Raw genomic sequence first — 22899 nt, forward strand, 5'->3', positions numbered from 1 at the left:
GACGATTTACTCCGGGCGCGGGGTCGGGACTATTCCGCGTTGTCGCGACAGGTGAGATGGACGCTTTCCCCGAACGGGACGCGCTGCTGTTTCACCCGATCGGCGCAGGCGTACTCGATCTCGAACATGACGGGCTGGTTTGACGCGCCAGGTTGCCCGCACATCTTTTCGTCTGCCGTGAAGCTGCATTTGTCAGGAAAGATGGGCGGGTCGGCCGAAGCGTCGCCGCCATAGCACTTCCATTCCACAAAGTACTTCGCGTTGCATTCGCGCGCGGGATCCGAAATCTGGAACAGGCGTGCGGAATTAATGCGGATATCAGGATAACTGCGTCCCGCCAGTGCGGCCTGATGGGCGGCGATTTCCGCATCCCTGAACGCTTCCGCGGCTTCCTTGTAGTTCGTGGCTGCAGTTTTGTAGTCGATGGCGTTGGCCTTGCGCTTCGCTTCGACCTGGCCGCGCAAATTCTCCACCATGAGTTCGTTCTGAAGGTCCCTATACTCGTCGGCGAGGGCAGGCGGCAGACCTTCCGGTGCATCTTGCGCGGATGCCGGAAAGCTGTTGAGCGCTGCTACCAGAGTGATTGCAGGCAGGAGAAGACGCATCATTCCACCTGCTCCAGAAGTTGCTGCTGCTCTTCGGCGCTGAGCGAGAAACCGGGAACGTCGATGGTTTTCAGGTCCTCGGTGATCTTGCGCTGAACCTGCAGAGAGAAATCCATGTCTCCGCGTGGGCTGAGAGTGGGCAGGACAACGACATCAAGGTCGACCGTTTGCAGGGTTACTCCTGTGCCGCCGCCACCGCCAAAGTCGCCGGCACAACCGCGCGGCTCCGGCTCGTCGCCCGCGCACCAACACACTTCGGCGCCTCGCGAAAACAAATCGCAGGATGCAGAGTCGACCGCGTTGATCGCCGTGTACGACAGGCCCGCGACCTCACCCTTGCGGTTGGCAAAATACTGGACAAGCAGATCAGCCTCTCCGCCATTCTCAAGCACCGGCAGGTTGGGAATGCGGGACAGGAATCGCGTGTATTGCTCGCCGGTTCCTGCTGCGGGAAGTTCGACCGCGGGAGCATCCGCATCTGCATTATCCTGCGCCAGAATCACGATCGGGTTGAAAGTGCCGACGACCAACAGCGCTACCAACAGGTGTTTCATGAGCATCTCGGATAACCTTTCTGAGTGGCGTTCTTGCCGATATCGACCGGGAAGCTGAACCCTTCATAGCCAATGGCCACCGGGCGGTCGTAGGTCTTGGAGAAGGTGATGCCGAGGGCGTTCCAGGACTGAAAATTGAGGCTGGTGCCCTGGGTATCGCCCGTCGAAAAACTATCGATCTTGGTCTGAAGGTCTGTCAGTTCGTCATCGGTCGAGCCCGCCACCTTGGCCTCCCCCGTCGCCTGATTGACGTTGACGGTAATTCGCGACGGTACCGGCGCGGCAGGGGCGGTCTGGCCTTCTTCTGCCCGCCGCAGGCCGGCGGCGATGATGGCAGCGTTGTAGTAGGTGAAGTTGATTTGCCGAGTCAGGTACACACGCGTGACGACGACTGCAGCGGTGCATCGGGTTTTTGATATGTCGCGCCCCGCAAGTTCCTCGATGCGTTCGCGGTCTTTCAACGAAGTATATATGGGATTGGTTGGTCCCAACTGCTTGGGAATGATCGTCCCGGTGAGGAGGCGATTTCGGATATCGACCTGGTCCAGCTTAACCGGTTCGACCCAGTAGGTGCGGACATCGTTGAAATCCAGCCGAACCAGGGTTCTGTCACCGCCGCCGATCCCGAGCGACTGGAGGGCTTGCGAAATTCCAAGTCCTGCTGTGAACCCGGCATCTGCGGTAATACTCGGAAACGCCGAGATCGGCAGCGTTTCGATGTTCACCGCCTTTCGCCGCGTCAGCTTCCGACCGAACAAATCGGGAGTGTTGGCGGCTGCGTCCCCGTCTTCTCTCTTGCTGGTGGTTCCGGAACGAAAAACGATGCGCGATCCCATGAAGTCGTCGGCGGCGTCCGCGACCTCAGGAAAATCAGCGACCCAGACGCGGGCGGAGTCGTTGATGTCGACCTGCCTGCTGCCCGGTTTCATCCCGAATGAAGCAACGAACACGTCACCGATCTGGAATTCCTCGCGGGGCGGGTAGACCGGTACGATGCCGAGTTTGCGAACCGTCTGTGTATAGCTTTGCTGGATATCAGCGGTCTCCAGCGTCGTGCAGGCGGCGACGACGAGGCAAAAACCGAACGACAATAACAGCTTGAGCGCAGTCCCCATGCGCTTGCCCCCGCAGATCAGCCTCTTTTTGCCGCGGGCTCATTGTTGCATTTCCCATAACGCCGAAACATAAAATTCGAATTATTGATTGTTATGTTGAAAAGCTGTGAATAATAACTGTATATTCGTGTTGTTACATCTGATATTCTAAGTAATTATACTTACGTATATCAGTAGGATTGGGCGTGGCGCGGATCCAGCATTCCGTCTCTCGCCCAGTCAGGCGAACATTGCACCGTAATTGCCCTTTGGTTGGTGGGGCCCCTTGCTTGCCCTTCAACAGGGGTTTGAAGGGGTCTGAAAGGCTGGCGCCTTTGCAGCGCCCTTGGTGCGCCCTTGCTTCAAAAGGGGCGGGGGTGTAGACCCTGCGCGTCAATCAACCCCAATCTCCCGGATGTAAAATGTCCCAGATTTCCGAAGCGCTGCAACGTGTTCGCCCGTCCGCCACGATGACCATTTCTCAGTTGGCACGGGACAAGAAAACATCGGGTGCCGACGTTATCGCCCTGTCCGCGGGCGAGCCGGACTTCGACACGCCCGAGCATGTGAAGCAGGCGGCGATCAAGGCGCTTGCCGAAGGCAAGACCAAATACACAGCCGTTGACGGCATTCCCGAGCTCAAGCAGGCCATTGTCGACAAGTTCAAGCGTGAGAACGGGCTCGATTACACCCCGGCCAACATCACCGTCGGTGTGGGCGGCAAGCAGATCATCTTCAATGCGATGGTCGCGACCCTCGACCCGGGCGACGAAGTGATCATCCCCGCGCCCTATTGGGTGAGCTATCCCGAGATCGTGCGGCTGACCGGCGCGACCCCGGTGGTCGTCGAAGCGACGGCGGAACAGAAATTCCGGATCACGCCCGAACAGCTCGAAGCGGCGATCACGCCCAAGACCAAATGGCTGATCCTCAATTCGCCGAGCAACCCGTCGGGCGCCGCCTATTCGCGCGAGGACATGAAGAAGCTCGCCGATGTGCTGATGCGTCATCCGCAGGTGATGATCCTGACCGACGACATCTATGAGCACCTGATCTATGACGGCAACGAGTTCGTGACCATCGCCATGGTCGAGCCGGGCCTCAAGGACCGCACGTTGACCATGAACGGCGTCTCCAAGGCCTATTCGATGACCGGCTGGCGGATCGGCTATTCGGCGGGACCGGAATGGCTGGCCAATGGCATGCGCAAGCTGATGGGGCAGTCGACCTCGAACCCCTGCTCGATTGCACAGTGGGCTTCAGTCGAAGCGCTCAATGGCGACCAGACCTTCCTCAAGGACTGGGTCGAAACCTTCCGCGGGCGCCGCGACATGGTGGCGGAAAAGCTCAATGCCATTGACGGTATCGAGTGCCTGGTGCCGGAAGGGGCGTTCTATCTCTACCCGTCCTGCGCCGGCGCGATTGGCAAGACCGCGCCCAATGGCAAGGTGATCGAGACTGACGAGGACTTCGTGCTGGCGCTGCTCGACTGCGAGAACGTGGCCGCGGTGCATGGCGCGGCCTTCGGGCTGAGCCCGCATTTCCGGGTCAGCTATGCGACCTCGACCGAGGCGCTCGAGAAGGCCTGTGAGCGGATCGCGAATTTCATGGCGTCGCTGAAGTAGCTGCCGGTTTCATTACGGAATTCAAGGGCGCCTGTGGGCGCCCTTTTTTGTGCCGTTCGGGCTTTGCTGAAGGCGGGCACCAACTTCGCTCAGGCGATCGCGCAAAAAAAAGGCCCCGCGGAAGCGGAGCCTTGAGAAGGGGAAACCCCTTTTAGTTCGATCGGCACGCGAGGGAGGAGGGAACGAGCACCGATCTGACTGCTTGACAACGAGGGAGGAGGGAACGTGTCAAGCAATGTGAGTTCTATATGCGCCTTGACCGTCTGGTCAGCAAGATGACCTTGGTCATAGCGGCCATGCTGTTTTTGCATGGCTAAGGTCCGCATCTCTTTCGGACGCGGACCCCGGTCCGCCGCAACTCCCACCCAAAAGAAGAAGGCTCCGTCGCAATGACGGAGCCTGTCGCAAAGGGAAAACCCTTCAAGTGGTGGACCGTGCCCGAGGGAGGAGGGACAGACATCGGTCCGATCGCGCGGCGGCGAGGGAGGAGGGAACACCGCCGTGCGTCATGGGTGCTATATGGCTGTAACCCGGGTGATCCGCAACCGGTTCCCGCACATGTCAGCCATGCATCCCGCGCATTACTCAGGAGCCTCAAAAACGCAGGGCTCCAGACAAAGAAAAAGGCTCCGCTACAGGGTCAAGCGGAGCCTAGGAAGAAGAGGTATCCCTCTTCGGGATGAGGCGCTGTCCAGGGAGGAGGAAAAAACAGCAACCGCATCGCTGGGTGGGTATATGGGGGAGATGGCCGCGGAGCGCTAGGGGGTGGTGCGCATAGCAGGCATGCAGATGATGCATATGTTAAGTAAATTGCGACGCAGCTGTTCTTTGCCGGATTTCGATAATGACATCAGGAGTTTAGAAGGTTGGGATTTTTGAAAGTCGTGCGTGTGCCGGTGGGCAGTGGACGCCTAGTATGCCCATTCCCGGGCCTTGGCGACCAGGAAGTCCCGGAAAACGCCGACTCGTTTCGAGTTCTTGAGCGCGGGGGGATAGACGAAATAGGTCTCGAACAGCGGCAGCTCGACCTGGGAGAGAATCCGGGTCAGTTCAGGCTGGTTCTCGGTGATGTAGTCCGGGAGCATGGCAATGCCTATGCCCTGCTTGGCGGCCTGCATCATGGAATAGATCGCATTGACACGCAGGGTCGGCTGGCGGGGCGTGCTGTCGAGCCGGCCGACGCGCTCGAGATAGTTCACATCGCCGAGGAAGGACGGTGTCGGATCGCCGAAGGTGACGATGGAATGCTGGTCGAGTTCCTCGACGGTCTTGGGCTCACCGCGGTTCTTGAGATATTCGGCCGACGCATAGATGTGGAAGTGCACATCGAACAGCTTGCGCTGAATCATCTCGGACTGGTTGGGCCGATGCAGGCGGATGGCGACATCGGCCTCGCGCATGGCCAGGTCGAGCTCGGCGTCGGAGAGTTTGATGTCGAGCTGGATAGTGGGGAACATCTGCACGAATTCATGGATCCGGGCGGTCAGCCAGGTCGAGCCGATGCCGACCGTCGTGGTGACGCGCAGGGGTCCCGAGGGCATGTCGCGGCTCTCGGACATCTGCGCTTCGACGGATTGCAGTTCCCACGCCATGCGATGGGCGGTGCGGAAGAGCTGCTCTCCAACCTCGGTGAGCACGAGCCCGCGCGCGTGGCGGATGAAGAGCTTGAACCCCAGATCCTCTTCGAGCGCGGAGACCTGCCGGGAAACGGCGGACTGGCTCATATTCAGCCGCTCGGCGGCATGGGTGAAACTGCCGGCCTCTGCTGCGATATGAAATATGCGCAGCTTGTCCCAATCGAGCATTGACGGGTCCCCCTCCTCAAAAGCCGATGCCGCGGTCGCAAGGACCGCGGTCAGCCTAGCCTCTTTGTCGGTGCGGGCAAGCCGCTCCGTTATTTATTCCGCCGCTTCGGTGCTCGCGCCTTCGGCAAGGCCGATCTCGGCGAGATAGCGTTCCGCCTCGAGCGCCGCCATGCAGCCCATGCCGGCAGCGGTCACTGCCTGGCGGTAAATATCGTCGGTCACATCGCCGGCAGCGAAAACACCGGGGAGGGAGGTCGCGGTGCTGTCGGGCTGGGTGACGAGATAGCCGCCCTGCTTGGTTTCAAGCTTGTCCTTGAACAGTTCGGTCGCCGGTGCGTGGCCGATGGCGACAAAGATGCCGTCGACGGTTTTTTCGATGATTTCGCCGGTCTTGAGGTTCTTGAGCCTGGCGCCGGTCACCGAAGGCGGCATGGCATTGCCGGTCACTTCTTCCAGCGCGGTATCCCACATCACCTCGATCTTGGGATGCTTGAACAGGCGGTCCTGCAGGATGCGCTCGGCGCGCAGCTCGTCGCGGCGATGCACCAGGGTCACCTTGGAGGCGAAATTGGTGAGGAACAGCGCTTCTTCGACCGCGGTATTGCCGCCGCCGATCACCAGTACTTCCTTGTCGCGATAGAAAAAGCCGTCGCAGGTTGCGCAAGCAGATACGCCGAAGCCCTTGAATTTCTGCTCCGAAGGCAGGTCGAGCCATTTCGCCTTGGCGCCGGTCGCAATGATCAGCGCATCGCAAGTATAGGTCTCGCCGCTGTCGCCCTTCAGCGTGTAGGGGCGGGAACCGAGATCGACCTCGGTGATGGTATCGGACACCATTTTTGTGCCGACATGCTCGGACTGAGCCTTCATCTGTTCCATGAGCCAGGGGCCCTGGATGACATCGGCAAAACCGGGATAGTTCTCGACATCGGTGGTGATGGTGAGCTGGCCACCGGGCTCGAGCCCGGTGATCAACACCGGGTTCAGCATGGCGCGGGCAGCATAGATGGCGGCGGTGTAACCGGCCGGGCCGGAACCGATGATCATGACGGGTGCGTGCATGGGGCACTTCCACAGCAAGGAGATTTCAAAACTTTCGCCTAGATAAGGTGACCCACCCCCCGGGCGCAAGGTGCGGGGTGGTCGCGGCTGGGTAAAACCGGGGTGAAAGCGACCCAAAAGAAACAGGGCCCCGAAGGGCCCTGCAAAGCGTTCGACTGTGAAGCGCGTCGGTCAGACGTAATTGATCTCGAGGATCTCGTAGCCGCGCGCACCGCCAGGGGCGGTGACTTCAATGGAATCACCGACTTCCTTGCCGATCATCGCACGGGCGATGGGCGAAGAGATCGAGATTCGGCCAGCGCTGGCGTCCGCCTCAGGGTCGCCGACGATCGTGTAGGTCTTTTCCTGATCGGTGTCTTCGTCGACGATTCTGACGGTCGCGCCGAATTTCACCGTATCGCCGGACAGCTTGGTGACATCGATGATGTCGGCCAGCGCCAGCAGGGTTTCGAGCTCCTTGATGCGGCCCTCATTGTGGCTCTGCATCTCCTTGGCGGCATGGTACTCCGCGTTTTCGCTGAGATCGCCATGGGCACGCGCTTCCGAGATCGCCTCGATGATGCGCGGGCGCTCAATCGCGACGCGGCGTTCCAGTTCTTCGGTCAGTTGCACGTGACCGTTTTTCGTCATGGGGACCTTTTCCATTTTCCGTCCCTTCCTTGTAGTTCAACAACAACATCCAACCGCCGCGGCCGGTTGGCGCGGCGATACAAAAAAGCCGACCTTCGCGCTTCGCGCCTCAGGCCGACACAGCAAAACTCATCACCGATCTTAGCAAAAATCCCAGCAGGTTTAAGCGAAAAGTTCGAAACGCCCGGTCAGCGGGGATCAAGAGGGATAAGTAGGTGTCGCAATCAGCGTTTCAAGGGGCACGCAGAGGGAGCGATCACGGATTGGTGTTGGCCCCGAGGCGATCCAAATCGAATGCGAAGTGGTTGAATGCATAATGACGATCACGACGGCGACAATGCCGATCAAGACCGGGAGGCCGAGATGAGCGTAACCGATGATGCCAGGATGAAGACCGCACGCCGAACGCCGTTGATGCGCGCCTTGGGCGTGGTGGCGCTTGTCACCTTCATGAGTGCGCCGGTGGCGGCGACGGGACAATCCCGATTTGAGTCGAGCGCGGGGCCGCTGAAGGCAGAAACGCTTGTCGACGGCCTGAGCTATCCGTGGTCGGTGGCGTTTCTGCCCGCGGGTGGATACCTGGTGACCGAACGGCCCGGGGCGCTGAGGATCGTGCGCAACGGTAAGATTTCCGAGCCGGTTGCCGGTGTGCCCGATGTCTGGGCCAATGGGCAGGGCGGCTTGCTCGATGTCGTGCTTGCCCCGGATTTCGAGAATTCCCGCCGTCTTTATCTCAGCTACTCCAAACCCGGCGACGGCGGCGCCGGCACGGCCGTGATGGCGGCAACGCTGATCGAGGATGCCGAAGGTGCGCGGCTCACTGGGCAGCAGGATATCTTCGAGATGAACCGGTTCACCTCGCGCGGACAGCATTTCGGTTCGCGCATCGTGGTGGCGGACGATGGCAATCTGTTCGTCACGCTGGGCGAGCGAGGGCAGGGCGAACGGGCCCAGGATATCGAGGATCTGGCGGGTGCCGTGGTGCGCATCGCGCCGGACGGTTCGATCCCGCAAGACAATCCCTTTGTCGGTGAAGCCGGTCACGACGCGCTGTGGTCCATTGGCCATCGCAATCCGCAGGGTGCGGCCAAGCGGCCTTCGGATGGTTCGCTCTGGACGGTCGAGCACGGCGCACAGGGCGGCGATGAGATCAACAAGCCGCATCCGGGCGCCAATTATGGTTGGCCGGTTATCGCCTATGGCGAAAACTATGGCGGCGGGCAGATCGGGGAAGGCAATGCGAAACCCGGCATGGAACAGCCGGTCTATTACTGGGACCCCTCGATCGCTCCTTCAGGGCTGGCGTTTTACGATGGCGAGATGTTCCCCGAATGGCAGGGTGATCTGCTGGTCGGGGCGCTCAAGTTCCAGCTCTTGTCACGGCTCGACATGCAGGGCGACGAAGTCGCGGGCGAGGAGCAGCTTTTCAAGGGCGCATTCGGGCGCATCCGCGATGTGCGGGTGGGGCCGGACGGCGCGATCTACCTGCTTACCGACAAGGCAGATGGCGAGCTGATCCGGATTTCCAGAGCAAATGATGCGTAGGGGTTAGCGCCCGGACATCGGACGCACAAAGCAAAACGGCGCCCCGAAAAGGGGGCGCCGGAAATCAATCCGCCGATATCATCCCGGTTCAGTCTGCGGGCGTCAGATTGTCGGCAGCGGATTTGCCGGTGCGACGGTCGGTCACGATTTCGTAGTTGATTTTTTGGCCTTCATCGAGCTTCTGCAAGCCCGAGCGCTGGACGGCGGAGATGTGCACGAACACGTCGCTGCCGCCTTCATCCGGCTGGATGAAGCCATAGCCTTTTTGGCCGTTAAACCACTTAACGGTGCCGGTAGCCATATCAGGGTATCCTTCGAAGTTACCTAGTGTTCCGGGCCTGCCGGCGAACCGGCAAAGCAAGTTTCACATCGAAAATTGGGGGAGAACGTCAGCAGTCGCGAAACAGCAGGTCGCGGGGCCAGGTCGATCGGCCCTCAATATCGATGGCGAAAGGATAGGACAATTTGCCGCAACGCGCAATTGATTAGTAGATGAAGCCCCTTGCCCACAGGGGGATGCGGGTATTTCGCGGGTGATCGCCCTGGTCCCAAACGGCAGTCGGTGGGCACAAAAAAACCGCCCCGGCGCGTATTGGCGGCGGAGCGGTAATCGTTCCTGAAGACCGTTTCCGGCCCTGAAGCCTGTTCGGGTCAGGCGGCGAAATAGTCCTGCAGCGCCTTCACCGAAGCCTGGCCGTTTGCATAGGCGATGATCCCCTCGACGGCGGCAACCGCGCCGGGGATGGTGGTGTAGTAGGGGATCTTGCCCATCAGCGCGGTCCGCCGCAGGTCGCGGCTGTCGATCAGCGCCTGGCGGCCTTCGGTGGTGTTGATGACGAGCTGGATATCGCCGTTCTTCATCGAGTCGACGATATGCGGCCGGCCCTCGAGCACCTTGTTGACGCGGGTGGCGGGAATGCCCTCGGCCACGAGGTGGCGCTGGGTCCCGGAAGTCGCAACGATGTCGAACCCGGCATCGGCGAGCTTGCGCGCTGCCGGGGTGATGGTTGCCTTGTCGCCGTCGCGCACCGAGATGAAGACGGTGCCGGTAAGCGGCACGCCGGTTCCGCCGCCAAGCTGGGACTTGGCAAAGGCCATGCCATAGTCGGTGTCGAGGCCGATGACCTCGCCGGTCGAGCGCATTTCCGGGCCGAGCACGGTGTCGACGCCGGGGAAGCGGGCGAAGGGAAAGACCGCTTCCTTGATGGCGATGTGGTTGATCGGCTTTTCCGAAAGGTGGAAGTCGGCCAGCTTCTCGCCGGCCATGATGCGGGCGCCGATCTTGGCGATGGGCACGCCGATCACCTTGGCGACGAACGGCACAGTCCGCGAGGCGCGCGGATTGACTTCGAGGACGTAGATCTCGCCGTCCTTGATCGCATATTGCACGTTCATCAACCCGCCGACATTGAGCGAGAGGGCCATTTCCCCGGTCTGGCGCTTGAGCTCCTCGATGGTGGCAGCATCAAGGTTCTGCGGGGGCAGGGAGCAGGCGCTGTCGCCGGAGTGAATGCCGGCTTCCTCGATATGCTCCATGATGCCGCACACGAACACGTCAGTGCCGTCGGCAAGGCAGTCGACGTCGATCTCGGTGGCGCCCTGAAGATAGCTGTCGAACAGGAGCGGGTTGTTGGCGATCACGGAGTTGATCTGCCCGGTCTTGTCGTTGGGGTACTTCTGCCGGATGTCGGGCGGCACCAGTTCGGTCAGCGTGCCCTGCACATAGTCTTCGAACTCGTCGGCCGAATGCACGATGACCATGGCGCGGCCGCCCAGCACGTAGGAGGGGCGGATGACCAGCGGGAAGCCGAGCTTTTCGGCGACCATGCGGGCCTGCTCGAGCGAATAGGCGATGCCGTTCGAGGGCTGGCGCAGATCCAGCTTGTTCAAAAGCTTCTGGAAGTGGTCACGGTCTTCGGCAAGGTCGATGCTCTCCGGCTGGGTCCCGAGGATCGGGATACCGGCCTGCTTGACCGCTTCGGCGAGCCGCAGCGGGGTCTGGCCGCCAAGCTGGACGATGACGCCGTGAAGCGTGCCGTTCTGTTGCTCGGTCTTGAGGATCTCGAGCACGTCTTCCTCGGTCAGAGGCTCGAAATAGAGCCGGTCGGAGGTGTCGTAGTCGGTCGAGACCGTCTCGGGATTACAGTTGACCATGATGGTCTCGTAACCCGCATCGGTCAGCGCAAAGGCGGCGTGGCAGCAGCAATAATCGAACTCGATACCCTGGCCGATCCGGTTCGGGCCGCCGCCGAGGATGACGATCTTCTTGGCGTCGGTCGGCCGGGCCTCGTCTGCCGGCGCGCCGGCAAAGGGCGTCTCATAGGTCGAGTACATATAGGCGGTGGGCGAGGCGAACTCGGCCGCGCAGGTATCGATGCGCTTGTAGACGGGCCGCACCCCGAGGGCATGGCGCGCCTTGCGCACATCGGAGACCTTCTTGCCGGTCAATTCGGCCAGCCGGGCGTCGGAAAGGCCGAGTGCCTTGAGCCGGCGCAGATTGCCTTCGGTCTCGGGCAGGCCGTATTCGCGGACCTTGTTCTCCATCTCGACGATGGCCTCGATCTGGCGCAGGAACCACGGATCGATCTTGCAGATGTCGTGCACCGCTTCCACCGTCATGCCGAGACGCAGCGCTTCAGCCACCTGAAGCAGGCGGTTCGGCGTGGGCACCGCGAGCGCGGCGCGAATGGCATTCTTGTCGTCACCCTTGCCGAGGCCGGGAATGCCGATTTCGTTGAGGCCGGTCAGGCCGGTTTCGAGCGACCGCAGGGCTTTCTGAAGGCTTTCGGCAAATGTCCGGCCGATGGCCATGGCTTCGCCGACCGATTTCATGGCGGTCGTCAGGCGATTATCGGCCCCGGGGAACTTCTCGAAGGCGAAGCGCGGGATCTTGGTGACCACATAGTCGATGGAGGGCTCGAAACTGGCAGGAGTGGCGCCACCGGTAATGTCGTTTTCGAGCTCGTCGAGCGTGTAGCCAACCGCCAGCCGGGCGGCGACCTTTGCGATCGGGAAGCCGGTGGCCTTTGAGGCCAGCGCGGATGACCGCGACACGCGCGGGTTCATCTCGATGACGGTCATGCGCCCGTCTTCGGGGTTGACCGCGAACTGAACGTTCGAGCCGCCGGTTTCGACGCCGATCTCGCGCAAGACGGCGATCGAGGCGTCGCGCATGCGCTGGTATTCCTTGTCGGTCAGTGTCAGCGCGGGGGCGACGGTGATCGAGTCCCCGGTGTGGACCCCCATCGGGTCGATATTCTCGATGGAGCAGATGATGATGCAGTTGTCCGCCTTGTCGCGGACCACTTCCATCTCGAATTCTTTCCAGCCAAGGACGGATTCTTCGACAAGGACTTCGTTGGTGGGCGAGGCGTCGACACCGCGCAGCACCAGTTCGTAGAGCTCATCGAGGGTGTAGGCGACGCCGCCGCCTGTACCGCCGAGGGTAAAGGACGGCCGCACGATGGCGGGCAGGTTGGTGACCTTGTAGGCTTCAAGCGCCTGGAGCTGGGCGGTCAGCCGGTGCTCTTCGCGCCGGGCGCGTTCGCCCTCGGCCCATTTCTTCTCGAAAGCCTTGCGCTCGGCCTCGCCCTCGATCTCGGCGATCAGGGCATCGTGCTCGGCCTGGAAGCGCTGCTTGAGTTCCGATGTGTTGACGAAGGCGGCGTTCGGAGTTTCGAGGCCGATCTTCTCCATGGCGGAGCGAAACAGCTCGCGGTCCTCGGCCTTGTCGATGGCCTCGGCCCTGGCGCCGATCATCTCGACGCCGTATTTTTCCAAGACGCCCATCTTGCGCAGCGAGAGCGCGCAGTTGAGCGCGGTCTGGCCGCCCATGGTGGGCAGCAACGCGTCGGGGCGCTCTTTTTCGATGACCTTGGCGACGAATTCGGGGGTGATCGGCTCCATATAGGTCGCGTCGGCCACATCCGGGTCGGTCATGATCGTCGCCGGATTGGAGTTCACAAGGATGATGCGGTAGCCCTCGGCCTTGAGGGCCTTACAGGCCTGTGTGCCCGAATAGTCGAACTCGCAGGCCTGGCCGATAATGATCGGCCCCGCGCCTATGATCAGGATCGAGGAGATGTCGGTGCGCTTGGGCATATTTTGGCTCGGTCTTACCGGCCGCGCGGAACATGGGGGTTCCGGGCGGGAGTGGGCGGCGGCTGGATTCGAAGTTTGCGGGTGTTTAGCCCAAGCAAAAGCCGAATGCCAGTGTCATCTCGTCTCAATTTTGGTGGAAGTTGACAGGCTGTGGAACCTCTGAGGCATCCAGCACTTGATCGGCAGGCGGGGTCTCAGCATATGATGAAGGTCATGCCGCATACCGTCGGCGCTCCATTTCAATCAATTGATCCCGATATAGCCGGTTTTTCGCGCTTCGGCGCATTCAAGACTTTGTTCGCTTCGCGACGAGGAGGATTTCATGACCAGTGTACCGCTTCTCACTCTCAATGACGGCTTGACCGCCCCCCAGCTCGGGCTCGGAGTGTGGCAGGTCGAAGGCGAGAAGGCTGCCGACATCGTGCAGACCGCGCTCGATGCCGGGTACCGCGCGGTCGACACCGCTGCGATGTATCGCAATGAGCCCGGCGTCGGCGAGGGCATCCGCCGCTCGGGCGTGGCACGCGAGGACGTTTACCTCACGACCAAGCTCGGCAATGGAGACCATGGCTTTGATGCGGCGATGAAGGCGTTCGATGCCAGCCTCGAGCGGCTCGGGACCGACTATGTCGATCTCTATCTCATGCACTGGCCGCTGCCGATGTTCGACAATTATGTCGAGACCTGGAAGGCGATGGTGCAGATGCAAAAGGACGGCAAGGCGCGCTCGATCGGTGTCTCGAATTTCGAGAAAGAGCATCTTGAGCGCATTATCGGCGAGACCGGGGTGGTGCCGGCGGTGAACCAGATCGAACTGCATCCCAAATTCCAGCAGAAGGCCATGCGCGCCTATCACCAGACCCACGATATCATCACGGAAAGCTGGAGCCCGCTTGGCAGTGGCCGGCTGATCGAGGATCCGGGAATCTCCAAGATCGCGGAGAAGCACGGCAAATCGGTGCCGCAGACGATCATCCGCTTCCTGTTGCAGGAAGGGCTGATGGTGATCCCGAAATCGGCAACGCCCGAGCGCATTCGCGCCAATTTCGATGTCTTCGACTTCACACTCGACGAGGCGGATGTCGAAACGCTGCGCAAGATGGACAGCGCCGACGGGCGCAACGGCCCGCATCCGAGCGAGTTCGACTGGAAGCCTTAAGTCCCGGTTGCCGGTTCTGAAGTGAAATGCAAGGCGGCGCCGGGTGTGCCGCCTTATTTTTTGCGCCTTGCGGGCCGGCCGGCAGCGAAGCCCGCGCCGATGGTGATCAAAAGTGCGGCGGCGAGCACAGTCCAGGTGAAGGGCGCAAAACCCGTCGCCATCAGGATGAGGGTCGACAGGAGCGGCGCCGCATAGGCCGAGGTGCCCAAAAGCTGGATGTCGCCGTGCTTGACCCCGTGATCCCAGACGAAAAAGGCGAGCCCGACCGGTCCGAGCCCCAGGCCCAGCACCGCCAGCCACTGCATGGTGTCGGCGGGCATGACGGTTTCCTCAAGCGCCAGATGGCAGCCAAGGGACAAGAAGGCCGTCGCCATGCAGAAAAAGGTGACGATCGGGGTCGGCACGGATTTGAAGCCGCGGGACAGGACCGAGTATCCCGACCAGGTGAAGGCGCAGACCAGCGCCATCAGATAGCCGAAGCCATATTCCGCATTGAACGAGATGCCCTGGCCGCCGGTGACGATCAGGGCTGCGCCGAAAAGCCCGAGCACGGCGCCGATGACATGGCGGGGCTTGAGGTGCTCGCCCGGCAGCAGTGCCGAGAACAGCACGATCAGCAGTGGCCAGAGATAGGCGATCAACCCTGCCTCGACCGGCGGGGCGTTTCTGAGGGCGGTGAAATAGAAGAAGTGGTAGCCGAACAACCCGCCAATGCCGAGAAGCCAGACCGGCCAGGGTTGACGCAACATGGCCCAACGGCCCGGCTGGCGCTGCCAGAAGATGAGACCGATGGCGGTGGCCACGGTGAAAGCCATGGCATTGAGCTGGAAGGGGGGCACCGCACCGCTGGCTGCGGTGAACAGAGCCAGAAGTGCCCACATCAGCACAGCAGTGAAACCGATCAGGGTGGCAGGGGACATCAAGCTTCCGGTTTGGGGACGGGACATCCCATCCTTGGATGGATTGTGCGGCGGCAGCCGCGGGCCTAGCTTTCCCGAGACAGGGCGGCGGCGATCAACCCCGCCCGCGAGGAAAAACCAAGGGTGGTCAGCACTGCATGGACGTGATCCTTGACCGTTGCCGGGGAGATTTCGAGTTCGCGCGCGATCTGCTTGTTGGAGAGGCCGCGGATCACAGCCTCGGCCACCGCGCGGCGGCGTGGGCTCAGGGGGGCGAGCAGCGTGGCGACGCCATCTTCGGCGCCCGCCAGGATAACCGGTGCGCCGAGCGCGGCGCTGGCTGCGTAGTCGATGGTCAGCTGACGGTCGCTGTCCGCCAGTTCGCCGAGGGGCCCGAGGGCTGCGACCGGCACGCAACCGTCCGGCGTCTCGAGGGCGTCGAGCGCCTGCTTCAGCCGGTTGACCGTTTTGTCATCGAGTTTCGTCATTTCCACTCCGGGCTTGCCGACCGCGAACCTGAATTCATCTCTGCGAGGACTTCATGAGCACATCAGACCAGACTTTGCCTGCCGAGATCAGCAATTTCTTCCTCGCCATGCAAGCGGGCAAACCGGCAAGGGAGCGGATGGCGGCCTTGTTCGCGGAGGATGCGGTCTATGTCGAGCCGTTTTCGGGGAGCGAGCAAACCCATGAAGGCCGCGATGCAATTATCGGCACCATGGCGCAGGGCTGGGAGCAGCCCCTGCCCGAGATGAGCATTGCCATTGACCGGGTCGAAACCGGTGGCGGCCGGGTCAGCGTCGCCTGGACCTGCTATTCTCCGGCGTTGCCGGGCGGCCGGGGCAGCGGGGTCAACGAGTTCGAACTGGCGGGCGGGCAGATCACCCGGCTGGTCACGCGGTTCACCTGAGAAAGGGCAGTGAAATGGGCATGAAAGCCGATGAGGTCGAGGCCTGGATGGCCGAATATGAAAACCCGATGAAGCCGGTGGTCGAGAAAGTGCGCGAGATCGTGCTCGGGGCTGACGATCGCATGACCGAATGCATCAAATGGAAGACGCCAACCTTTGCCTACAAAGGCAATCTGATGAGTTTCAATCCGCGCTCGAAGAAGCACGCCAGCCTGCTGTTCCACACGGGTGCGGAGATCCCCGGCGATTTTCCGCTGCTTGAAGGCGACACGCCGACCGCGCGCACGGCCAAGATCGAGAACGTCGAAGACGCCGAGGCCCGAGCCGACGAACTGCGCCAGATCGTTGTGACCTGGTGCGACTGGAAGGACGGGAAGTGAGGGGGAATGAGTCGACCTAAAACTAATCAGTTGATGAAGGATCGAAGAACTCTATTTGATTGTCTAGTATTCGTGAGCGCCACTCAATGCCTCTAGCCATCAAGCATCCATTCGCAGATTCCACTATCTCTGGGTTTGGATTGAAGACTACAAAGTTAGCTTCCTGTTCCGACAGATTCAGGTCTTCGATCAAGGTTCTTGTGAAGAGTTCGAGGCGAGGTTCATAACCTGGCACCGCTCCACCACGGCCAAAAGATGCCATGAAAGGGTCTACGGGCGCTCCTTGCGCTTCCTGCATTATCTGAAACCCACTTTTTGCCGGCGCTGGCCAAACCTTCCCGTTTCCAACACTTCCACCAGCACCACCTACCCTTACGCCATCGCCGGAAACGACAGCGTTTCCGCCACGCCCCCCACTTGCCCCCGCCGCGTAACTACGGCCTCCGGCACCTCCGAGTGCCATGCCCCCGCCATTCGTGTGGGCATCCCCGCCTTTCCCACCCATGCCACTTCCGGTCGAGCTACCGCCGCGACCGCCAATTGCAATTCCTCCTCCCACGGCTTCAGCATTTCCGCCTGAACCACCGACGCCTGTTGCCGCGGTTTCGGCTGGATTTTCAGAGATCAGTATGTGTTGGATGAGCTTGGATACTGGCTTCGGTATGGTGGATGGGCGCAATAGGTGGACAGTTAGGGTGCCAAGCAAAAGAAGGCCAAAAACAAGTAGCAGGCCGCCCGCTACGGGTTGGATTGCGGCATAAATAGCGCTGGCAAGAATGCCTACAAGGAGGCTTATGATGATGGCTTTTGGGCTAATTGAGCTTTTTCCAAAGAAACTAATCCTAAGTTGCGATTTTAGGTTTTTGGATAAGTGAACTCAATATTTTTGCGCGGATATCAACAGCAAGAACCCCTAGCGCTGCGTCACATACCCTTCGGGCACGCCGCGGGTCGAGAGGACGAACTGCCAGACCTGGATGATGCGGGAGCGGAAGCCGCCGGCGCAGCACAACAGGTAGTATTCCCACATCCGCTTGAAGCGGTGTTCGTCATCGGTCTTGGGCGCGGGCCAATTGGCCTGGAAGTTCTCGTTCCAGGCGACGAGCGTCTTGTCGTAATGCGGGCCGATATTGTGCAGATCGATGACCACGAACAAATCTTCGATGGCCTTGCCGATCTGGGTGAGGGATGGCAGCACGCCGCCGGGGAAGATGTATTTCTCGATCCAGGGATCGATCGTTGTCGTTGAATCGGGTGAGCCGATGGTGTGCAGCATGAACAGCCCGTCATCCTTGATGGCGCGGCGGGCGGTTTCGAAATAGGTGCGATAGTTCTTGTAGCCGACATGCTCGAACATCCCCATCGAGACGATGTGGTCGACCTTTTCGTCGAACTCCCGGTAATCCTTGACCTGAAACTCGACGCTCAGATCCTTGTAGCGCTCGCGGCCATAGGCGGCCTGATCGGGCGAGACGGTGACACCGACGCAATCCGCACCATACTTCTCGGCGGCAAAGCCCATGAAGGCGCCCCAGCCACAGCCGATATCCCAGACCCGGTCACCGGGTTTCAATCCGACCTTGCGGCAGACCATGTCGAGCTTGGCCTCCTGGGCCTGGTCGACATTTTCGACTCCTTCGGGCCAGTAGCCGCAGGAGCCGGTGACCCGCGCATCGAGAGAAGCAAGGTAAGCTTCGGTCTGGTTGTAGTGCATCTGCGCCACCCGCTTCGAGCGGCCAAGGTTCTGCATGTTCAGCAGCCTTGCCTGCAGGTGCTGCCAGATCAGGTTGGGCGTGATACGCAGCCGGTCCTGAATGCCTGCGCCAATCACCCGGTTGAAGAACTCAGCGAGATCCTCGCATTCCCACCAGCCATCCATATAGGCCTCGCCGAGACCGACGGACCCGTGGGCATACAGTCTGCTCCACACATCGGGGTTCTTCATCTGAGGGTCCCAGGGGTTGGACCCGTTCACCGTAATTCCGACGTCGGCCAGCAGGCCGGTGATGAATGCTTCCTGTGTCATAAGCCTTGGATCCGTTGGCAGGGATGCAGTTGGCGGGAATGGCAAGTGGCATGAATTTCCTGGGCCTAATACGCAAAATCAAGGCCGGGCGAACCCGGCCTTGTCAATGGTCGAAAGCATTTTTTTGATACAGCAGGGCCGGTTAGGAGCCCAAAGGCCGGGGCGGCGTCAAGTTGGACTGCCTTGCTCGCCGGACCTCTTGGGTTGTCGCGTTTCCGAACGGTGAAGCCGATTCCATCCCCGTTCAGGCCGGGGACATGTTTCACCTGGAAACGCTTTGGCGCTTCGGATCAAACGATGTTGGTGGTCACTTCTATATTGCCGCGGGTGGCATTGGAATAAGGGCAGACATGGTGTGCCCGCTCGGTGAATTCCTCGGCCTTGGCCTTGTCGACCCCGGGCAGGTTGACGTCGAGCGTGACCGCGATCTGGAAGCCAAAGCCGTTGGGATGATCGCCGAAGCTGACATGAGCCGTCACGGTCGCATCGTCTGCAATCTTGACGTGCTGTTCGCCTGCGACCTTGCGCACGGCGCCGAGATAGCAGCCGGCATAGCCGGTGGCGAAAAGCTGTTCGGGGTTGGTGCCGTCGCCGCCCGGTCCACCCATTTCCTTGGGTGGCACAAGATCAACATCGATCTTGCCATCGTCCGTGCGCGAATGACCCATGCGGCCCCCGGTTGCGGTGGCGTGAGCGGTATATTTGGCTTCCATGTCGGAACTCCATTTGCTGGCGGGGAAGGATGCCCTGTCAACGCGGTGATAGCCCGCCCGGTTCACTGAACCAATGAAAAAGGGGCGCCGGGGCGCCCCTCACATAGTTACCTCGGGTCCGGCTACAGCGTGATGCGGTAGATGCCGAAGCCGGCTTCGTTGGTTTCGCCGGTCGGTTCGATATCGACGGCGGTGACGTCGGAAACGTGGTCGGCGCCCTTGGGGCCGGTCTCGAACAGAACGGTGGTCCCATCAAGCGGAGCCAGCGACCAGTTGCTGTCGGCGCTGGGGTTGATGGTGCCGTTTTCGACGATATAGCGCACGATGATGTCGCGGTTGGTGTCGGGGCCGACAAAGATGATGGTCGAGCCATCGGCACCCGGGAAATGGCCACCCCCACCGGCGCGGTAGTTGTTGGTCGCGACGACGAATTTCTGATTCGGATCAATCGGTTCGCCGTTGAACTTGAGATCGACGATGCGGCTGGCATCGGCATTCACAACATTGCCGTCACGGTCATATTTGGCCGGCTGGGACACGTCGATCTGGTAGGTCACCCCGTCGATGACGTCGAAATTATAGGACGGCATGTCCGGGTTGATGAGAGGCTGATCGGTGCCGCCGACCTCGACCTGGTTGAACATGCCGGCCGAACGCTCGAGCCATTCCTTGACCAGGCCACCGTCGATCAGCACGGCGCGGATGGTGTTGGGATAGAGGTAGAGGTCGGCCACGTTCTTGATGGCGACCGGGCCGACAGGAACGTCGGTATAGTAGTCCGGGCCACCGCGGCCACCGGCCTTGAACGGCGCGGCTGCGGACAGGATCGGCAGGCCTTCCCACTCGGTGCCCTGCATCATCTGTTCGATGTACCAGGTCTGGGCCTTGGAGACGATCTGAACGGACGGATCGTCGGCGACCAACGCGAAGTAGGAATGCAGCGGGGCCGAGGTTTCGCCGACTGCCCGACGGACATAGGCGAGCGTCTCTTCATGGGTCTGTTCGACCGACGCAAGGACCGGGGCGACCGATTCAACGAGCGCGATGGTCTGGCCGTCTTCACGCTTGGAGATCGGGCGGGCCTCGGAAACGTGGCTTGCGACGGCCCATTTGCCATCGGCATTGCGCTCGAGCATGAGATCGATCAGGCCCATATGCGAGCCCCAGAAGCCGCCCATGACAGCGGGCTTGCCCATCAGGGTGCCGGCTTCGTTGTCGACGCCTTCGATATCGGGGTAATTGCCCGGGAAGACCAAGTGGTGGTGGCCGGTGAACACGACGTCGATACCGTCAACGCCTGCCAGATAGAGCGAGGCGTTTTCCATGCCGTCGGTATGGCCGCCGCCGGCGATGCCGGAGTGGGAGAGGGCGACGATCAGGTCACAACCTTCTTCCTTCATCTGCGGGATATAGGCCTTTGCGGTTTCGACGATGTCACGGGTGATGACATTGCCGGTCAGGTGCTGGCTGTCCCAGGTCATGATCTGGGGCGGCACGAAACCGATGAAACCGATCTTGATGGTCGAGGTTTCGCCGGCACCATCGGTGATCTGCTTGTCGAGAATGGTGTAGGGCTTGATCAGGGTCTTGTCGTCTAGCGGGTTGCTGGCCAGCGTGTCGCCGACCGCGATATTGGCGCAAACGAAGGGGAAACCGGCGCCGGCCAGAGAGGCGGTCAGGAATTCGAGGCCGTAATTGAATTCGTGGTTGCCCAGCGTTGCCACATCGTATCCCAACGCGTTCATGGCCGCGATGGTGGGGTGCAATTCGCCGTCCTTCACACCCCGCTCATAAGCGACATAGTCGCCCATCGGGTTGCCCTGGATGAGGTCGCCATTGTCGAGCAGCATCGAGTTGGTGGCTTCCGCGCGAATGCCCTCGATCAGCGCGGCGGTGCGCGCCAGGCCCATGGTGTCGTTGGGGGCGTCGGCATAATAGTCATAAGGATAGATGGCAACGTGGATATCGGTGGTTTCCATCAGGCGCAGATGCGCCTGACCGGCGGCGGCGTTGGCCGAAAAGGGATGCAGTGCGATCAGCGCGCCGGCGCTCGCGGTGCCGGCAAGAAACGTCCGGCGGGAAAGATTTTTGTGAAACAGCATGGCCTCATCCTCGGGGGCAATTGATCGAGTGGGTTCGCGGCGCGGAACGCCGGTACAAGCTCGACCGTGTGGCCAACCCGGATGGACAAGGTGTGGTCTCGGTCGCGCTGTGACGCGCTTTTCCCGCTACCGTGTGAAGAGCGTATGACGCCGCGTGCCCTTGCTCAATGAAAATTTGTCCAAGCGGTCAAAGATAAAGCTTGAAGCCCTCGTGTGACGGCTCGAATCCGAGGCGCCCGTAAAAGCGGTGGGCCTCGGTACGTTTCTTGTTCGAGGTGAGCTGGACGAGGCGGCAGCCACGCCGTTGCGCCAGTTCGATGGCGTGGCGGATCATGGCGCTGCCGATACCCTTGCCGCGCCGGCTCTCGCGGACATGGATGTTTTCCAGCAGGGCGCGGGTCATGCCGCGGCGCATGATGCCGGGAATGAAGGTGATCTGCATCGTGGCTACGACTTCGCCCTCCATTTCGCCCAGAACGATCTGATTGTTCGGGTCGGCCTCGATGGCGGCAAAGGCGGTCTGGTACTCATCGCTTTCCCAGTCCGCCGGATCGTCGGCCAGGGTCATCACGGCCCCGCCCAAAGTGAGTTCGATTATCGTGCGCACGTCTTCGCGCCGCGCTGCGCGGAAGGTGAGCTCAGGCATGGGCAGTCTCCGGTCTGTGCGTGACGCGCATGAAAGGGCTGGATTGGTTTGACTTTCTTTGCCGGTTGCGGTCAATCAGATATCGGTCGGAGGCGGCGTGTGAGGCGCAGATGAAATGGCGAGGGCGGGCGCGTAGCGCCAATATCGAGGACCGGCGTCGCGGTTCCGCCGGATGGGCGCCGGGCACCAAACGCCGCCGCGTGGCACAGGGTGGCGCCGGCGGTATCGTCGTCATCGTCATTGTCATCTTCGGGGCTATTGCGCTGGGAATCGACCCCAGTGAAATCCTGCGCAGCCAGCCGGACCTGTTGCGCGATATCGGGGGTGGACAGGCCACGACCACCGGTCGCCCGGCTCCGGATGCGGGAGAGGAGGAGCTGGTCGATTTCGTCGGCGTGGTGTTGAAGGAAACCGAGACCCTGTGGAGCGAAGTCTTCGCGCAGAACGGGATCGATTACTCGGCGCCGACGCTGGTGCTGATCGACAGCCGCGACCGATCAGGCTGCGGCATTGCCGATCCCAACACCGGGCCGTTCTATTGTCCGGCGGACCAGAACATCTATCTCGACCTCGGGTTTTACGAGCAGCTTCGCGCGCGTTTCGGCGCGCCGGGTGATTTCGCCCAGGCCTATGTGATTGCGCATGAGGTGGGACACCACATCCAGAATCTCGTGGGGACGCTTGGGGACTTCAACCAGGCGCGGCAGAGCATGCGGCCGGAAGAGGCCAATGCCTATTCGGTGCGGGTCGAACTCCAGGCCGATTGCTATGCCGGCATCTGGGCCTCCTATGCAGGGCGCGAAAACCTGCTCGAACGGGGCGATATCGCCGAAGCGTTGAACGCGGCGGAGCAGATCGGGGACGATGCGATCCAGATCCGGACCCAGGGTTATGCGGTGCCGCGGACCTTCAGTCACGGCACGTCCGAGCAGCGCCAGCGCTGGTTCCGACGCGGATTCGAGGCGCGCGAAGTCGCCGAATGCGATACGTTCGAGGTCGCCAATCCCTGAGGTTCCTGACAGCCCGGGCATTCCCAGACGGCTGCA

General features: G+C 61.2%; 20 protein-coding genes. 6 read left to right on the top strand and 14 right to left on the bottom strand.

The window, feature by feature from the left end:
- Window positions 1-29: 29 nt before the first annotated feature.
- The 3 genes from G489_RS0105455 to G489_RS0105465 are packed head-to-tail and all read right to left on the bottom strand — an operon-like array spanning window position 30 to window position 2274.
- Complete coding sequence (locus tag G489_RS0105455; protein ID WP_029040688.1) at window positions 30-608, bottom strand: hypothetical protein; 579 nt, start codon at window positions 606-608, stop codon at window positions 30-32.
- Window positions 605-1159: a hypothetical protein gene (locus G489_RS0105460; RefSeq protein WP_155889316.1), complete on the bottom strand. Its 555-nt coding sequence runs from the start codon at window positions 1157-1159 to the stop codon at window positions 605-607. The genes G489_RS0105455 and G489_RS0105460 overlap by 4 nt, the downstream gene beginning before the upstream one ends.
- Window positions 1156-2274, bottom strand: coding sequence for a hypothetical protein (locus G489_RS0105465; RefSeq protein ID WP_029040690.1), 1119 nt, complete (start codon window positions 2272-2274; stop codon window positions 1156-1158). The genes G489_RS0105460 and G489_RS0105465 overlap by 4 nt, the downstream gene beginning before the upstream one ends.
- A 401-nt stretch (window positions 2275-2675) precedes the next feature.
- Here G489_RS0105465 and G489_RS0105470 point away from each other — a divergent pair, with 401 nt between their 5' ends.
- A complete protein-coding gene (locus G489_RS0105470; RefSeq protein ID WP_029040691.1) occupies window positions 2676-3878 on the top strand; it encodes a pyridoxal phosphate-dependent aminotransferase in 1203 nt (400 codons plus the stop codon).
- Between the two features lie 911 nt (window positions 3879-4789).
- Here the strand turns inward: G489_RS0105470 and G489_RS0105475 are convergent.
- The 3 genes from G489_RS0105475 to greA form a co-directional block, all read right to left on the bottom strand.
- Window positions 4790-5683 carry a LysR family transcriptional regulator gene (locus G489_RS0105475; RefSeq protein WP_029040692.1) on the bottom strand — a complete coding sequence of 298 codons (894 nt, stop codon included), beginning with the start codon at window positions 5681-5683 and terminating at the stop codon, window positions 4790-4792.
- 93 nt (window positions 5684-5776) lie between these two features.
- Window positions 5777-6742 carry a thioredoxin-disulfide reductase gene (trxB, locus tag G489_RS0105480; protein ID WP_035871516.1) on the bottom strand — a complete coding sequence of 322 codons (966 nt, stop codon included), beginning with the start codon at window positions 6740-6742 and terminating at the stop codon, window positions 5777-5779.
- Window positions 6743-6913: 171 nt separating this feature from the next.
- Window positions 6914-7387 carry a transcription elongation factor GreA gene (gene greA, locus G489_RS0105485; protein ID WP_029040694.1) on the bottom strand — a complete coding sequence of 158 codons (474 nt, stop codon included), beginning with the start codon at window positions 7385-7387 and terminating at the stop codon, window positions 6914-6916.
- Window positions 7388-7735: 348 nt separating this feature from the next.
- Between greA and G489_RS19210 the strand changes: the two genes are divergently transcribed.
- Window positions 7736-8917 carry a PQQ-dependent sugar dehydrogenase gene (locus G489_RS19210; protein ID WP_245578816.1) on the top strand — a complete coding sequence of 394 codons (1182 nt, stop codon included), beginning with the start codon at window positions 7736-7738 and terminating at the stop codon, window positions 8915-8917.
- 88 nt (window positions 8918-9005) lie between these two features.
- On the opposite strand, the gene G489_RS0105495 is transcribed toward G489_RS19210, so the two are convergent.
- On the bottom strand, window positions 9006-9218 hold the full coding sequence (locus G489_RS0105495) for a cold-shock protein (protein ID WP_029040695.1): 213 nt from the start codon (window positions 9216-9218) through the stop codon (window positions 9006-9008).
- A 350-nt stretch (window positions 9219-9568) separates the two neighbouring features.
- Complete coding sequence (gene carB, locus G489_RS0105500) at window positions 9569-13018, bottom strand: carbamoyl-phosphate synthase large subunit (protein WP_029040696.1); 3450 nt, start codon at window positions 13016-13018, stop codon at window positions 9569-9571.
- 322 nt (window positions 13019-13340) lie between these two features.
- Between carB and G489_RS0105510 the strand changes: the two genes are divergently transcribed.
- Window positions 13341-14177, top strand: a complete 837-nt coding sequence (locus G489_RS0105510) for an aldo/keto reductase (protein ID WP_029040697.1) — start codon at window positions 13341-13343, stop codon at window positions 14175-14177.
- 53 nt (window positions 14178-14230) lie between these two features.
- Here the strand turns inward: G489_RS0105510 and yddG are convergent, their stop codons facing one another.
- Window positions 14231-15097 carry an aromatic amino acid exporter YddG gene (gene yddG / locus G489_RS0105515; RefSeq protein WP_029040698.1) on the bottom strand — a complete coding sequence of 289 codons (867 nt, stop codon included), beginning with the start codon at window positions 15095-15097 and terminating at the stop codon, window positions 14231-14233.
- A gap of 65 nt (window positions 15098-15162) precedes the next feature.
- Entirely contained in the window at window positions 15163-15564 is a 402-nt protein-coding gene (locus G489_RS19215; RefSeq protein WP_029040699.1) for a response regulator transcription factor, read from the bottom strand.
- Window positions 15565-15617: 53 nt separating this feature from the next.
- Between G489_RS19215 and G489_RS0105525 the strand changes: the two genes are divergently transcribed.
- Both G489_RS0105525 and G489_RS21640 read left to right on the top strand, forming a co-directional pair.
- Entirely contained in the window at window positions 15618-15986 is a 369-nt protein-coding gene (locus G489_RS0105525; protein ID WP_029040700.1) for a nuclear transport factor 2 family protein, read from the top strand.
- Window positions 15987-16000: 14 nt separating this feature from the next.
- Entirely contained in the window at window positions 16001-16366 is a 366-nt protein-coding gene (locus G489_RS21640; RefSeq protein WP_051332334.1) for a DUF1801 domain-containing protein, read from the top strand.
- Between the two features lie 913 nt (window positions 16367-17279).
- On the opposite strand, the gene cfa is transcribed toward G489_RS21640, so the two are convergent.
- The 4 genes from cfa to G489_RS0105555 form a co-directional block, all read right to left on the bottom strand.
- Entirely contained in the window at window positions 17280-18392 is a 1113-nt protein-coding gene (cfa, locus tag G489_RS19225) for a cyclopropane fatty acyl phospholipid synthase (RefSeq protein ID WP_051332335.1), read from the bottom strand.
- A 290-nt stretch (window positions 18393-18682) separates the two neighbouring features.
- Complete coding sequence (locus G489_RS0105545; protein ID WP_029040702.1) at window positions 18683-19105, bottom strand: organic hydroperoxide resistance protein; 423 nt, start codon at window positions 19103-19105, stop codon at window positions 18683-18685.
- Window positions 19106-19227: 122 nt separating this feature from the next.
- Window positions 19228-21207: a bifunctional 2',3'-cyclic-nucleotide 2'-phosphodiesterase/3'-nucleotidase gene (locus G489_RS0105550; protein WP_029040703.1), complete on the bottom strand. Its 1980-nt coding sequence runs from the start codon at window positions 21205-21207 to the stop codon at window positions 19228-19230.
- Between the two features lie 187 nt (window positions 21208-21394).
- A complete protein-coding gene (locus tag G489_RS0105555; RefSeq protein WP_029040704.1) occupies window positions 21395-21853 on the bottom strand; it encodes a GNAT family N-acetyltransferase in 459 nt (152 codons plus the stop codon).
- A gap of 110 nt (window positions 21854-21963) precedes the next feature.
- On the opposite strand from G489_RS0105555, the gene ypfJ reads away from it, so the two are divergent.
- Entirely contained in the window at window positions 21964-22863 is a 900-nt protein-coding gene (ypfJ, locus tag G489_RS0105560; protein ID WP_029040705.1) for a KPN_02809 family neutral zinc metallopeptidase, read from the top strand.
- Window positions 22864-22899: the final 36 nt, after the last annotated feature.

The sequence above is a fragment of the Cucumibacter marinus DSM 18995 genome (assembly GCF_000429865.1).
GTDB classification, from domain to species: domain Bacteria; phylum Pseudomonadota; class Alphaproteobacteria; order Rhizobiales; family Devosiaceae; genus Cucumibacter; species Cucumibacter marinus.

Coding starts and splice junctions, on each gene's coding strand:
- yddG (WP_029040698.1), bottom strand. CDS start 15,097: ATGTCCCCTGCCACCCTGATCGGTTTCACTGCTGTGCTGATGTGGGCA.
- cfa (WP_051332335.1), bottom strand. CDS start 18,392: ATGACACAGGAAGCATTCATCACCGGCCTGCTGGCCGACGTCGGAATT.
- G489_RS0105555 (WP_029040704.1), bottom strand. CDS start 21,853: ATGCCTGAGCTCACCTTCCGCGCAGCGCGGCGCGAAGACGTGCGCACG.
- G489_RS0105465 (WP_029040690.1), bottom strand. CDS start 2,274: ATGGGGACTGCGCTCAAGCTGTTATTGTCGTTCGGTTTTTGCCTCGTC.
- ypfJ (WP_029040705.1), top strand. CDS start 21,964: ATGAAATGGCGAGGGCGGGCGCGTAGCGCCAATATCGAGGACCGGCGT.
- greA (WP_029040694.1), bottom strand. CDS start 7,387: ATGGAAAAGGTCCCCATGACGAAAAACGGTCACGTGCAACTGACCGAA.
- G489_RS19215 (WP_029040699.1), bottom strand. CDS start 15,564: ATGACGAAACTCGATGACAAAACGGTCAACCGGCTGAAGCAGGCGCTC.
- G489_RS0105545 (WP_029040702.1), bottom strand. CDS start 19,105: ATGGAAGCCAAATATACCGCTCACGCCACCGCAACCGGGGGCCGCATG.
- G489_RS19210 (WP_245578816.1), top strand. CDS start 7,736: ATGAGCGTAACCGATGATGCCAGGATGAAGACCGCACGCCGAACGCCG.
- G489_RS0105455 (WP_029040688.1), bottom strand. CDS start 608: ATGATGCGTCTTCTCCTGCCTGCAATCACTCTGGTAGCAGCGCTCAAC.
- G489_RS0105470 (WP_029040691.1), top strand. CDS start 2,676: ATGTCCCAGATTTCCGAAGCGCTGCAACGTGTTCGCCCGTCCGCCACG.
- G489_RS0105460 (WP_155889316.1), bottom strand. CDS start 1,159: ATGAAACACCTGTTGGTAGCGCTGTTGGTCGTCGGCACTTTCAACCCG.
- G489_RS0105510 (WP_029040697.1), top strand. CDS start 13,341: ATGACCAGTGTACCGCTTCTCACTCTCAATGACGGCTTGACCGCCCCC.
- G489_RS0105550 (WP_029040703.1), bottom strand. CDS start 21,207: ATGCTGTTTCACAAAAATCTTTCCCGCCGGACGTTTCTTGCCGGCACC.
- G489_RS21640 (WP_051332334.1), top strand. CDS start 16,001: ATGGGCATGAAAGCCGATGAGGTCGAGGCCTGGATGGCCGAATATGAA.
- G489_RS0105475 (WP_029040692.1), bottom strand. CDS start 5,683: ATGCTCGATTGGGACAAGCTGCGCATATTTCATATCGCAGCAGAGGCC.
- G489_RS0105495 (WP_029040695.1), bottom strand. CDS start 9,218: ATGGCTACCGGCACCGTTAAGTGGTTTAACGGCCAAAAAGGCTATGGC.
- carB (WP_029040696.1), bottom strand. CDS start 13,018: ATGCCCAAGCGCACCGACATCTCCTCGATCCTGATCATAGGCGCGGGG.
- trxB (WP_035871516.1), bottom strand. CDS start 6,742: ATGCACGCACCCGTCATGATCATCGGTTCCGGCCCGGCCGGTTACACC.
- G489_RS0105525 (WP_029040700.1), top strand. CDS start 15,618: ATGAGCACATCAGACCAGACTTTGCCTGCCGAGATCAGCAATTTCTTC.